This is a genomic window from Rhodothalassium salexigens DSM 2132, from assembly GCF_004341375.1.
Classification (GTDB): Bacteria; Pseudomonadota; Alphaproteobacteria; order Sphingomonadales; family Rhodothalassiaceae; genus Rhodothalassium; species Rhodothalassium salexigens.
Window position 1 is genome coordinate 15,231 of record NZ_SLXO01000003.1, and the last position, 12,197, is coordinate 27,427.

General features: G+C 67.6%; 14 protein-coding genes and 1 tRNA gene. 9 read left to right on the forward strand and 6 right to left on the reverse strand.

Going from position 1 to position 12,197, the window contains the following annotated elements; all coding sequences use genetic code 11:
- Positions 1-23: 23 nt before the first annotated feature.
- Together EV659_RS04630 and EV659_RS04635 are read right to left on the reverse strand one after the other, a co-directional pair.
- On the reverse strand, positions 24-704 hold the full coding sequence (locus EV659_RS04630; RefSeq protein ID WP_132707703.1) for a ChrR family anti-sigma-E factor: 681 nt from the start codon (positions 702-704) through the stop codon (positions 24-26).
- Between the two features lie 3 nt (positions 705-707).
- On the reverse strand, positions 708-1,286 hold the full coding sequence (locus EV659_RS04635) for a sigma-70 family RNA polymerase sigma factor (RefSeq protein ID WP_132707704.1): 579 nt from the start codon (positions 1,284-1,286) through the stop codon (positions 708-710).
- Positions 1,287-1,323: 37 nt separating this feature from the next.
- Between EV659_RS04635 and EV659_RS04640 the strand changes: the two genes are divergently transcribed.
- From EV659_RS04640 to cysN, 3 genes are all read left to right on the forward strand, one after another.
- A complete protein-coding gene (locus tag EV659_RS04640) occupies positions 1,324-1,524 on the forward strand; it encodes a hypothetical protein (protein WP_132707705.1) in 201 nt (66 codons plus the stop codon).
- Between the two features lie 169 nt (positions 1,525-1,693).
- Entirely contained in the window at positions 1,694-2,596 is a 903-nt protein-coding gene (gene cysD, locus EV659_RS04645) for a sulfate adenylyltransferase subunit CysD (RefSeq protein WP_132707706.1), read from the forward strand.
- Positions 2,596-4,479: a sulfate adenylyltransferase subunit CysN gene (cysN, locus tag EV659_RS04650; protein ID WP_132707707.1), complete on the forward strand. Its 1,884-nt coding sequence runs from the start codon at positions 2,596-2,598 to the stop codon at positions 4,477-4,479. Before cysD ends, cysN begins: the two co-directional genes overlap by 1 nt.
- Before the next feature lie 75 nt (positions 4,480-4,554).
- Here the strand turns inward: cysN and EV659_RS04655 are convergent, their stop codons facing one another.
- The 3 genes from EV659_RS04655 to EV659_RS04665 form a co-directional block, all read right to left on the reverse strand.
- On the reverse strand, positions 4,555-4,830 hold the full coding sequence (locus tag EV659_RS04655; protein ID WP_132707708.1) for a hypothetical protein: 276 nt from the start codon (positions 4,828-4,830) through the stop codon (positions 4,555-4,557).
- A 13-nt stretch (positions 4,831-4,843) separates the two neighbouring features.
- A complete protein-coding gene (locus tag EV659_RS04660) occupies positions 4,844-5,419 on the reverse strand; it encodes a Tse2 family ADP-ribosyltransferase toxin (RefSeq protein WP_132707709.1) in 576 nt (191 codons plus the stop codon).
- Positions 5,420-5,546: 127 nt separating this feature from the next.
- Entirely contained in the window at positions 5,547-6,113 is a 567-nt protein-coding gene (locus tag EV659_RS04665; protein WP_132707710.1) for a hypothetical protein, read from the reverse strand.
- Positions 6,114-6,338: 225 nt separating this feature from the next.
- Here EV659_RS04665 and EV659_RS04670 point away from each other — a divergent pair.
- From EV659_RS04670 to argE, 4 genes are all read left to right on the forward strand, one after another.
- Positions 6,339-6,412, forward strand: a tRNA-Gly gene (locus EV659_RS04670).
- Between the two features lie 150 nt (positions 6,413-6,562).
- Positions 6,563-6,970, forward strand: a complete 408-nt coding sequence (gene apaG, locus EV659_RS04675) for a Co2+/Mg2+ efflux protein ApaG (RefSeq protein WP_200287339.1) — start codon at positions 6,563-6,565, stop codon at positions 6,968-6,970.
- A gap of 10 nt (positions 6,971-6,980) precedes the next feature.
- The gene (locus tag EV659_RS04680) at positions 6,981-8,429 is read left to right on the forward strand and encodes a TrkH family potassium uptake protein (protein ID WP_132707711.1); all 1,449 of its coding nucleotides are present in this window, start codon (positions 6,981-6,983) and stop codon (positions 8,427-8,429) included.
- 31 nt (positions 8,430-8,460) lie between these two features.
- The gene (argE, locus tag EV659_RS04685; RefSeq protein ID WP_132707712.1) at positions 8,461-9,633 is read left to right on the forward strand and encodes an acetylornithine deacetylase; all 1,173 of its coding nucleotides are present in this window, start codon (positions 8,461-8,463) and stop codon (positions 9,631-9,633) included.
- A gap of 8 nt (positions 9,634-9,641) precedes the next feature.
- On the opposite strand, the gene EV659_RS04690 is transcribed toward argE, so the two are convergent.
- Positions 9,642-10,334, reverse strand: a complete 693-nt coding sequence (locus tag EV659_RS04690; RefSeq protein ID WP_132707713.1) for a response regulator transcription factor — start codon at positions 10,332-10,334, stop codon at positions 9,642-9,644.
- Between the two features lie 58 nt (positions 10,335-10,392).
- On the opposite strand from EV659_RS04690, the gene ribA reads away from it, so the two are divergent.
- Both ribA and EV659_RS04700 read left to right on the forward strand, forming a co-directional pair.
- A complete protein-coding gene (gene ribA, locus EV659_RS04695) occupies positions 10,393-11,577 on the forward strand; it encodes a GTP cyclohydrolase II (RefSeq protein WP_200287338.1) in 1,185 nt (394 codons plus the stop codon).
- Positions 11,574-12,167 (forward strand): L,D-transpeptidase family protein, encoded by a 594-nt coding sequence (locus tag EV659_RS04700; RefSeq protein WP_200287337.1) that lies wholly within the window; start codon positions 11,574-11,576, stop codon positions 12,165-12,167. Before ribA ends, EV659_RS04700 begins: the two co-directional genes overlap by 4 nt.
- Positions 12,168-12,197: the final 30 nt, after the last annotated feature.

The following is a 12,197-nucleotide window of genomic DNA, read 5'->3' on the forward strand; positions in this document are numbered from 1 at the left end:
GGTCGTCGCCGTGCGGGCGCGGATCAGGTCTTGAGAAATGGGTTGACCACCCAGCCCAGCGCGCCGGTCAAGCGCACCGGAGCGTCGAGCACGATCAGACACAGGCAGCCCTCCTTGGCATCGGCCACGGGCTGGTGAATATCCCCGCCGTCGGCCTCGCAAAAATCGCCGGCGTCCAGGTCGATATCGCCGTCGCGGTAGCCCCCCTGCAACACCACGGTGTATTCGCGGCCGCGATGGCTGTGCTGGGGCATGGCACGGCCGGGGTCGACCTTGAGCAGCGAAACACGGAACACATCGCTGCCGGGCAGATCGATACGCGCTTCGGTCACGCCATTGCCGCGTCGCTTCCAATCGAGCCCGTCGAGCGAGCCCTTGATATAGGGGCGCAAGGGTTCGGGCACCAACGCCAGGGCCGCGTCGTCGAGACCGCCGGCATCCATGCCCGGCATCTCGGCGCCGGCCGTCTCGTCGCCGAAGTCTTCGTCGTCAAGCCGTGCCAACACATCGTCGAGCGCGTCGTCCGACAGGCTCTCATCGTCGAGCGCGCACAACAAGCCGCCGCCAAGCGTCATGGTTTCGGTATACGCCGATCGCGCCCGGTCGCTCAGACTCAGGTGCGTCGCCACGGCCAACGCGACCGGTTCGGCCAGGCTGCCGCTGACATAATCGAGCATCAGCGCGTCGTCGATTTGGGTTTGCATGGTTCAGCTATCCGGCAAAGTCGTCTTCAATCGGGTCAGGGCCAGGCGAATCCGTGATTTCACGGTGCCCAGCGGCAGACCCAGTTCCTCGGCGATCGCCCGGTGCGATTTATCCTCGTAGAACGCCTTCTTGATCACCAGCGCCTGGTCGTCGGGCAAGCCGGCGATGCGATCGGCGAGCACCGCCCCGGTTTCGTTCGCCTCATAGGTTTCGTCCTGCGTCTCGACGGGTTGTTCGAGATGCAGAAAATCTTCTTCTCGCAGATCCGGGCGGCCCTCACGGCGCAACATGTCGATCCGCTTGTTGCGCACGATGGTGAACAGCCAGGTGGACACCGACGCCTTGGCCGGGTTGAAGCTGGCCGCCTTGCGCCACACCGCCACCATCGCCTCTTGAGCGATTTCTTCAGCGGTGTGCGGGTCGGCGCCCGCCCGCATGCCATATGCCTTCAGCTTGGGCGCAAAATGCGCGAAAAGCCGGGCGAAGGCTGCCCTGTCTCGTTCCTGCGCAATCGCGACCATCATGGCGCGCAGATCCGCCTCGGTGACGCCAGCCGAACGTGCGGCCGACGGTTGCGGCATTGTCCCAGTCACTCTGCGGGGCCCCGTCTGTGTCGATATGGATATCGCCAAGGTAAGCATCCTGAGTGCCAAAGATAAGCCGTCGAAGCAATCTACGCCCTCATCGGCGGACTGGATGACGCGGATCGCAAAAATCGATCATCGCCCCGAGGCCAGCGGCACGGGGCGGCGGAAGACCGCCGCAGCCCCGCGGCAACCGGGCGATCGCCTTAAGGGGGCGAAAGAAAATATTGCTTGATGGGCCGCGCGCCAGGGCGCATCCCCCGGGTAGGGCAACATTTGACGACGCCACGGGCCGTGCGGCTCTTGCGCAGGCTTGCCGGCTCGGCTTATCGCTGCCCTTTGTCCCGACGGGATGCCGCCATCCGCGGCGCCCGCCGCCTGTTTCCTCCGGCCGGAATGACGCGATGAGCGAGTTGACGCACCTCGAGCGGCTTGAAGCCGAAAGCATTCACATCATCCGGGAAGTGGCGGCGGAATGCCGCAACCCGGTCCTGCTTTATTCGATCGGCAAGGACAGCCAGGTGATGCTGTACTTGGCGCGCAAGGCGTTCTACCCCGCGCGCCTGCCGTTCCCGATCATGCACGTGGATACGCTGTGGAACTTCCACGAGATGATCACCTTCCGCGACCAGTTGGTGAAGGACTGGGACCTGGACCTGATCGTCCATGTCAACGAGGAGGGCGCGGCCCAGGGCATCAACCCGTTCACCCACGGTTCGGCGGTGTTCACCGATATCATGAACCTGGGCGCCTTGAAGCAGGGGCTCGACAAGCACGGCTTCGACGCGGCGTTCGGCGGCGGCCGGCGCGACGAGGAGAAAAGCCGCGCCAAGGAGCGGGTGTTCTCGTTCCGCACCCCCGAACATCGCTGGGACCCGAAGAACCAGCGCCCCGAGCTGTGGCGGCTTTACAACGCGCGCAAGCACAAGGGGGAGAGCATCCGTGCCTTCCCGCTGTCCAACTGGACCGAGATGGACATCTGGCAGTACATCTATCGCGAAAACATCCCCATCGTACCGCTCTACTACGCCAAGGAGCGCCCGGTGGTGTGGCGCGACGGCGTGATGCTGCTGGTCGACGACGACCGCATGCCGCTGGAGCCTGGCGAGACGCCCGAGATGCGCCATGTGCGCTTCCGCACGCTTGGCGACTATCCGCTCACCGGCGGCACCGCGAGCACCGCTGCGACCCTGCCGGCGATCATCGAGGAGATGATGCTGGCGACCACGTCCGAGCGCGAGGGCCGGGTCATCGACAAGGACCATGGCGCCTCCATGGAGCGCAAGAAGCAGGAGGGCTACTACTGATGGCCGCGGATTCCCAGCCCAGCACCGTCATCGAGTTTCTCGACGAACAGGCCGAAAAGTCGCTGTTGCGCTTCATCACCTGCGGCAGCGTCGACGACGGCAAGTCGACCCTGATCGGCCGCTTGCTCTATGACAGCAAGCTGATCTTCGAGGACCAGCTCGACACCCTGCGCGCCGACAGCAAGACCAGCGGCACCCAGGGCGGCGACATCGACTTCGCGCTGTTGCTCGACGGCCTGGAGGCCGAGCGCGAACAGGGCATCACCATCGATGTGGCGTACCGCTTCTTCGCCACCGACAAGCGCCGCTTCATCGTCGCCGACACCCCCGGCCACGAACAATATACCCGCAACATGGCCACCGGCGCCTCGACCGCCGAGTTGGCCGTGCTGCTGGTCGATGCGCGCAACGGCGTGCTGCAACAGACCCGGCGCCATGCCTTCTTGTGCAGCCTGCTCGGCGTGCGCCACCTGGTGCTGGCGGTCAACAAGATGGACCTGGTCGACTATGACCATGACCGGTTCCGCGCCATCGAGGCCGAATTCGCCGAATTCGCCCGGGGGCTCGGCTACGACGCCCCGATCTCGATCCCGATTTCGGCGCTCAAGGGCGACAATGTGCTGAACCCGAGCCCGGAGATGACCTGGTACCGGGGCCCGACGCTGATGGGCCATCTGGAGCAGGTGGAGCCGCGCGCCGACCTGTCGGAACGCGCCTTCCGCCTGCCGGTGCAATGGGTCAACCGGCCCGACCACACGTTCCGCGGCTTCGCCGGCACCGTCACCCGCGGCACCATCCGCCCCGGCGACCCGATCGCGGTGCTGCCGTCGGGCAAGACCAGCACGGTCGCGCGCATCGTCACCATGGACGGCGACCTGGACCGCGCGGTCCCTGGCCAGGCGGTGACCCTGACGCTCGCCGACGAGATCGACATCTCGCGCGGCGACATCTTGTGCCGGCCCGAGGAACGCCCCGGCGTCGCCGACCAGTTCGAGGCCAAGCTGGTGTGGATGGACGACAAGTCGCTGATGCCGCAGCGGCCCTATCTGATGAAGATCGGCGGCATCAGCGCCGGCGTGCAGGTCACCCGGATCAAGCACACGGTCAACGTCAACACGTTGGAAAAGCGCGCCGCGCGCCACCTGGACCTGAACGAAGTGGGCGTGGTCACTCTCAAGCTCGACCGCGCGATCCCGTTCGACCCCTATATGGACGACCGGCACACCGGCGGCTTCGTCATCATCGACCGGCTGACCAACAACACGGTCGGCGCCGGCATGATCGACTTCTCGCTCAGGCGGTCGTCGAACATTCATTGGCAAGCCATTGACGTCAATAAGGAAGCCCACGCCCAACAAAAGAACCAGGTGCCGCGGATGCTGTGGTTCACCGGGCTGTCGGGGTCGGGCAAGTCGACCATCGCCAATCTGGTCGAGAAGAAGCTGTTCGCGCTTGGCAAGCACACCTACATGCTCGATGGCGACAATGTGCGCCATGGGCTCAACCAGGATCTGGGCTTCACCGCCGAGGACCGGGTCGAGAACATCCGCCGGGTCGCCGAGGTGGGCAAGCTGATGGTCGAGGCCGGCCTGATCGTGCTGGTGTCGTTCATCTCGCCGTTCCGCGCCGAACGGCGTCTGGCCCGCGACCTGCTCGAAGACGGCGAGTTCATCGAGGTGTTCATCGACACGCCGGTGGACGTGTGCGCCGAACGCGACCCCAAGGGCCTGTACAAAAAGGCGCGCGCCGGCGAGATCAAGAACTTCACCGGCATCGACAGCCCCTATGAGGTGCCCGAGGTGCCCGAACTGCACATCGAGACCAACGATCTGGACGCGGAAGCGGCGGCCGACAAGATCGTCGCCTATCTGCTCGACCACTGATCGGCCAGCGATCAAAAGACCGACATACGGTCAGGGCAGGGCGGGGCACGGCATCGACCGGCCCCGCCCCCGCCGTCAAGGGTCGTCGAACAGCCGCTTGCCGCCGGCGCAAAAGCCGGTGATCTGGTCGAGCACATCTTCGAGCATGGCGATCTGGCGCGCGCTCAACCCCTCGACGGCGGCGTCCCGGTGGACCGCGCTGAACGCCGCCTCGATGGCCTCGGCGCTGGACCCGGCCTGGCGCAGCACGAACGCCAGCGACACCAGGGCCGCCGGGTCGTCATGGCGTTTGAGGGTGCGAAGAAGAGCCTGACGCTCTTCCCCGCCCCGGTCGGTCGCTCGTTCGGTCACGCGCGGTTCTTTCCTAGCACCCACCCTGGGGCGGTTGCGCCAAGACCCAGTTATTGGCCGTGCCCGCCAGCGCCTGGCGATAGGCCGCCACGGTCATCTGTTGGGCCGGCGACACCACGCCGTGGGTCGGGTTCTGGCCGGCATCGGCGTGATAGGTCAGCGTGTTGGGCAATTGATTGTTGTTGATCCGCCAGACCCGGAAATTCCCCACATTGCTGGTGCCGCCCCAGGCACCTTGCGGGCGCCGGTGGGCCGGCAGATTGCAGCCGGTCACCGGCGACACCGACATGCCTTGATAGCGGTGGTTGTCGTTCTGCGGGTTGACATTGCCATTGTGCACCTGAACGTCGGGATAATTGCCGTCGGTGACCACGTTGAGATAGTTCTTGAGGTTCTGATTGCCCTGGGCGGTGGGGTTGGCGCGCGGTTGGGCGGGGTTGCCGCCGTCCGAGACCATGCCGCGATAGAGCGTCTGGGCGGTCCCGGCCAGCGTCCCCGCCAGCCACAGCCCCACGGCCGCCAGACACAGGGCGGCCAGAGACAAGCGCTGCTGGCGCGCACGGGTGGTGGCCAAATCGTTGCGTGTCATGAGTATCTCCTGTTTCGAAGCCAGTGAAGGATCGCGCCGCGCTCGGTCGACGCCTCGCCACTAGGCCCGATCCGGGCGGCTTCGATCAGGAGGCAGGGATTCCCCCGCTTGGGTGCGGAAACCCGGGTCACGCAGCCAGCGACGGGCCGGCCTTCTTGAAATAGAGGAACGGATACCATTCGGTGGCCAGGGTCCAGCCGTCGCCGGCCATCGCCTCGATGGTGCGCGACGGACGCAGCGCCACGGCCCGGTGATAGGTCCATTGCCGATCGGTGGCACAAAACGCGAACCAGCCCGGCCCGCACGCCACCGCCTCGCCGCCCTTGGCACCTTCTTCGGCCAGGGCCCGGACCTCGTTGAAGGCGGTCAGACCGCGCCGGCGATAGACCGCGCCGGGGGCGGCGGCCGACGGGTCGCCCGCCTCGCCCCAGCCGCCGAACCGCTGCTGCGCGGCCTGGCGGCTGATGCCGACGGCGCGGCCGATATCGTCCCAGGTGGCCTCGGCCCGCCGGGCCGCGTCGACCCAACGCCCGACCGACCGGCGGGCCTCATCGGCGGCCACATGGGCCGCCGTCACCATTTGCAGAAACGCCGCCCGGTCGGCTTCGTCGAGCGGGCCGATCTCGGCCATCCGCCATTCAAGCGGCACATCGGCCGCCCGTTCTCGCAAGGATTTTTCTTGGTCCGGGGTCATTTCTCATCTCCTCAGGCGCTGTCATGGCTCGGGCGTTATGGCCGCTCGTTATGATCGGTCGTTTTAGCGTCAACCTTATCTTGACGGGCGTCAACGTAAGGTTGACATCAAGGCCCTGTCAACAGAATCTTGACGGCAGCGGTCGCATCGGCTGCCCGGGCGTCGTCGTCCGGCGCCAAGACGCTGGACGCGCGGCCGGCGCGATGCTATGCGAACCGACGGAGTGCGGGCGTAGTTCAATGGTAGAACGAAAGCTTCCCAAGCTTTAGACGTGGGTTCGATTCCCATCGCCCGCTCCAATCCTCCTCAAGATCCAGATCGCCCGGCGGCCGCCCGAATGCTTTACGCCGTCCCCCGATCGGCTTAAAACCGGCGTTTCAAAACCACCATAGGGATACCGTCCGGTGCAGCGGCGAGTGCGGCTGCCGCGCGGTGCAAAGAGGCCGGCCATGGACACGGTGATGAGCTATGAGGCGACCACCCACGCGATCGTGGTGGAGGTGACGCCGTTCTTCCTGGACGACGAATCCGACCCTGAAGATCATCGCTATGTCTGGGCCTATCAGGTGCGCATCGAAAACCAGCGCGGCGGGACGGTGCAGCTTTTGCGCCGGTCGTGGCGGATCACCGATGCGCTCGGCCGCACCCACGAGATCGACGGCGACGGCGTGGTCGGCGAACAGCCGATGATCGCGCCCGGCGATTGCTTCGAGTACACGTCGGGCGCACCGCTTGCCACGCCGTCGGGGTTGATGCAGGGGTCTTACACCATGGCCGACCATGACGGCCGGCCGTTCGAGGTGACCATCCCCGCCTTTTCGCTCGACAGCCCGTATGAGGCGCGGCTGGTGAACTGAGGCCCGGCCCGTGCCAGATCTGCGTATTGTCGCCTATGTCTTGGGGCTTTTGCTGCTGCTGCTCGGCGGCACCATGCTGGTGCCGGCGGCGGTCGACGCGGTCAATGGCAGCGCCAACTGGACCGTGTTTCTGGGCTCGTCGGCGCTGACGCTTCTGGTTGGCGGGCTGTTGGCGCTCGGCTTTCGCGGATCGAGCACCGCCATCGACCGGCGCCAGGCGTTCATCCTGGTCACCGCCGCCTGGGTGGTGCTGCCCTTGTTTGCCGCCGTGCCGCTGGTCCGCGCCGACATCGCGCTGTCGTTCACCGATGCGTTTTTCGAGGCCATGTCGGGCCTGACCACCACCGGCTCGACGGTGATCACCGGGCTCGACGATCTGCCGCGCGGCATCCTTTTGTGGCGGGCGATGCTGCAATGGCTGGGCGGGGTCGGCATCATCTTGATGGCCATGGCGCTGTTGCCGCTCTTGCAGGTGGGCGGGATGCAGTTGTTCCGCCTGGAATCGTCCGATGCGTCGGAGAAAACCCTGCCGCGCACCGCCGCCTTCGCCGGTTGGATCGGCGGCATCTACACCGGCCTGTCGCTGATCTGTTTCGGCCTGTTGTGGTGGGCCGGCATGCCCGCGTTCGACGCCGTCGCCCACACCATGAGCACCATCGCCACCGCCGGCTTTTCCACCAAGGACGCCTCGGTCGGCCATTTCGACAGCGCCACCATCGAAGCGATCATCGTCTGCTTCATGGTCGTGGGCGGCCTGCCGTTCACGCTCTACCTGCTGGCTCTCAAGGCCGGGCCGAAGGTGTTCTGGCGCGACGCCCAGGCGCGGGCGTTCATCGTCGTGGTGATCACCATCATCGCCGCCACCACGCTGTGGCTGCACCTGTCGCGCGACTATCCGCTGTTCGACGCGCTGCGCTACGGCAGCTTCAACATGATCTCCATGCTCACCGGCACCGGGTTCGCGTCCATGGACTATGGCCAGTGGGGCGGCTTCGCGCTCACCGCGATCTTGTTCGTCATGCTGATCGGCGGCTGCGCGGGCTCGACCACCTGCGGGGTGAAGATCTTCCGCTGGCAGGTGATCGTCTCGGCCCTGACCGCCTGGACCCGGCGGCTGTTGCACCCGCACGGCCTGTTCACGCCGCAGTTTCAGAACAAGCCGATCTCGGCCTCGATCACCGAATCGGTGATGGCCTATTTCTTTCTGCTGATGGCCAGCCTGTCGGTGATGAGCGTGGCGCTCGCCGCCGTCGGGCTCGACTATCTGACCGCCGTGTCGGGCGCGGTCACCTCGCTGTCCAATGTGGGCCCGGGGCTCGGCGCCACCATCGGCCCCACCGGCACCTTCGCCGACCTGCCCGACGCCGCCAAATGGCTGCTCAGCTTCGCCATGTTGCTCGGCCGGCTCGATCTGTTCACCGTGCTGGTGCTGTTCACGCCGGCCTTCTGGCGCGGCTGAACCGCACGCTCGACCAAGGAGGCCCGGCCCGATGCCGTCGCAACACGCCCTCGACCTGATCGCGACGCTGATCGCGTTCCCGACCGTCAGCCGCGACGGCAATGCCGAGTTGATCGACTTTCTCGACGACCATCTGCGCCGCGCCGGCGCCGAGGTGGCGCTGTTCCGCCACGCCCACGAGCCCAAGGCCAATCTGCTGGCGACGATCCGGCCGCGCGACCCGGTGGCCGCCGGTCGGCCCGGCGTGCTGCTGTCGGGCCATACCGACGTGGTGCCGGTGGACGGCCAGCCCTGGACCGCCGACCCGTTCACCGCCCGGGTCGCGGACGGCCGGCTCTATGGCCGCGGGGCGTGCGACATGAAGGGGTTTCTGGGCCTGGTGCTGGCGCGCGTGCCGCAGATGGTCGCCGCCGACCTGACCCGGCCCCTTCATCTGGCGTTTTCCTATGACGAGGAGGTGGGCTGTGCCGGGGTGCGCAGCCTGGTCGACCACCTGGCCGGGCTCGCCACGCCGCCGGCGCTGTGCATCGTCGGCGAACCCACCGAGATGACCGCGGTCACCGGCCACAAGGGCATCCGGGTGGTGCGCACCGAGATCACCGGGCGCGCCGGTCATTCGTCGGCCCCCGCCGCCGGCGCCAACGCCGCCGTGGCCGCCGGGCGTTTCGCGGCGTTCCTGGACGATCTGGCGCGCGACCTGGCCGCCGCACCACCGGCGCCGGGGTTCGAGCCGCCGCACAGCACGCTCAATGTGGGCCGCATCGACGCCGGCAGCGCGGTTAACATCATCGCCGACCACGCCACGGTGCTGTGGGAATATCGCAGTGTCCCGGGCGCCGACGCCGACGCGCCGTTGGCCGCCGCCCAAGCCTTCGCCGAGACCGACTTGTTGCCCGGCCTGCGCGCCACCGCCCCCGAAGCGGCGATCGCCTTCGCGGTCGAGGCGGACGCGCCGGCGCTCAGCGAGCTGGACCACAGCCCGGCGACCGAACTGGTCTTGCGGCTTCTGGGCGCCAACCACACCCAGGCGGTATCGTTCGCCACCGAGGCCGGCTTGTTCCAACACCGCGCCGGCATTCCGTCGGTAGTCTGCGGCCCCGGCTCGATCGCCCAGGCCCACAAGGCGGACGAATATGTGCGCCTCGACCAGCTTGACGCCTGCGACCGGTTCCTGACCCGATTGATCGACGAATTGACTGCCTGACCAGGGCCTTATCGCTGCCGGTTCAAGCGGTATCCGCCCGGCTCGGTTTGCAGGATCTGGGCCTTGGCGGGGTTGTCCTCGATCTTCTGGCGCAGGCGGTAGACATGGGTTTCCAGCGTGTGGGTGGTGACCCCGGCGTTATAGCCCCAGACCTGGTTGAGCAATTCCTCGCGCGACACCGCCTTGCCCGCCGCCCGGAACAGATATTTCAGGATCGCGGTTTCCTTCTCGGTCAGCCGGATCGGCCGGTCGCCGCCCTGGCGTTCCATCATCTTCGACGCTGGCTTGAAGGCATAGGGGCCGATCTGGAACACCGCGTCTTCGGACTGTTCGTGCTGGCGCAGATGGGCGCGGATACGGGCCAGCAGAACGCTGAACGCGAACGGCTTGGTCACATAGTCGTTGGCGCCGGCGTCGAGGCCCAGAATGGTGTCGGCGTCGGTGTCGGCGCCGGTCAGCATGACAATGGGGCTCGCCACACCGGCCTTGCGCATCAGCCGGCAAACCTCGCGGCCGTCGAAGTCGGGCAGGCCCACGTCGAGCAGGATCAGGTCGAAGCTGGTCTGCTTGATCGCTGAGAGCGCCGCACCACCCGAGGCCACCTCGTCGGTGGCGAATTCGTCCAGCAGCCCGAACTGGTCGGCAAGCGCGCCGCGCAGATCCTCGTCATCGTCGACCAGCAGAATTCGTTTGGCGCCCATCCAATCGACCCGTTATCCCTGTGCAAACCGCTCCCCCTGATAGTACATATCAAAACCAATGGTAAAAGCTAGTCCGCCCACCAGCGCCTCCGACCCCGACACACCGCGCAGCCAAGCCGGGTCCGGGTCCACCACCGCCGACCCGTTCGGCGCCGACGCCGCCCTGATGCACCGGGTCGCCCGGGCCCAGGACGATCTGCGTCGCTGGTATCCGGTGCGCGTGACCGCCGGCTCGGCCGAGCTTCTGATGCTGCCGGCGGGCAGTGGCAATCCGGCCATGCTCGCCGCGCTGAGCGACCGGCTCGGCCCGCCCCATCCGGTGATCACCCGCGAACGCGCCGCCGTGCTCAAGGTCCAGCACAAAGGGCACGAAACGGTGCGCCTGGCGCCGCGCGCCGACCGTTCGGCCCTCGATCTGGCGGCGCTGGCCGACGCCACGCTCGACCTGGCGACGCCGCTCAAGGGGCCGTTCACCACCGAACCGACCGACGCCGACGCCGATCGCGCGCAAGCGGCCGCCCTGACCCTGCTGAAGCGCGCGCGGTTGTTGCCCGCAGCACTGATCTGGCCGGCGCCCGACCGGTGGCCCGACGGCGCCGCCGCGTTGACCCTGGTGGAGGCGGACGCGGTCGCCCGGCTGGCAGAGACCGGGCCGGGCCGGGTGCACCGCATCGCCGAGGCGCGGCTGCCGGTGGCCCATGCCCCGGACAGCCGTCTGATCGGCTATCGCCCGACCGACGGCGGGCCGGAGCATTTCGCCCTGGTGATCGGCCAGCCGGACCGCGCTGCGGTGCCATTGGTGCGGCTGCATTCGGAATGCTTCACCGGCGACCTGTTGGGCTCGCTCAAATGCGACTGCGGCGACCAGTTACGCGGCGCCATCCAGCGCATCGGCGCGGTCGGCTGGGGCGCGCTGCTCTATCTGGCCCAGGAAGGGCGCGGCATCGGGTTGATGTCCAAGCTCAAGGCCTATGCCTTGCAGGACCAGGGCCACGACACGGTGGACGCCAATCTGCGCCTGGGCTTCGGCGTCGACGAACGGCTGTTCGACCCCGCCGCCGCCATGCTGCGCGACCTGGGCATGGAGCGCATCCGGCTGCTGACCAACAACCCAGCCAAGGTGGCGGGGCTCGAAGCGCTGGGGCTCGATGTGGTCGAGCGGGTGCCCCACACCTTCGCCACCAATCCCCATAATGAAGCCTATCTGGCCACCAAGCGCGACAAGACGGGCCATTATCTGTGACCACACCCGACCCCGGACCCACGCCCAGTCCCGCGTCCGAGCCTGCGCCTGGGGCGGTGTCGGTGCGCGCCGAGGGCGTGGGGGCCAGCGCCGGTCGGGTGGCCTGGGTCGGGGCGGACGGGCGAACGTTGAGCGCGCGCTGCCGGCTCGGCCGGGGCGGGGTGGTGGCGGCCGACGCCAAGCGCGAGGGCGACGGCGCGACGCCGGCGGGGCGCTGGCCACTGCGCCGGCTCTATTACCGGGCCGACCGGCTGACGCGGCCAGAAACCGCGCTGGCGACAACGGCGCTCGACCAGCTGTGGAGCTGGTGCGACGCGCCCGACCACCCGGCCTATAACCGGCGGCTGGATACCCCGCCGGCCGCCTCGCACGAGCGGCTGTGGCGCAGCGACCGGCGCTACGACCTGATCGTGCCGCTGGGTTACAATGACGATCCGCCGCTGCCGGGGCGGGGCAGTGCGATCTTCCTGCACCTGACCGACACGCCCGACCGGCCGACCGCCGGCTGCGTGGCCATGGACCGGGACGACCTGCTGGCCCTGCTGGCGGCGCTGACGCCCGCCAGCATGATGGTGATCGACGCGCCCTGAGGGGGGCCGAGGGGCGCTACGGCGACCCGA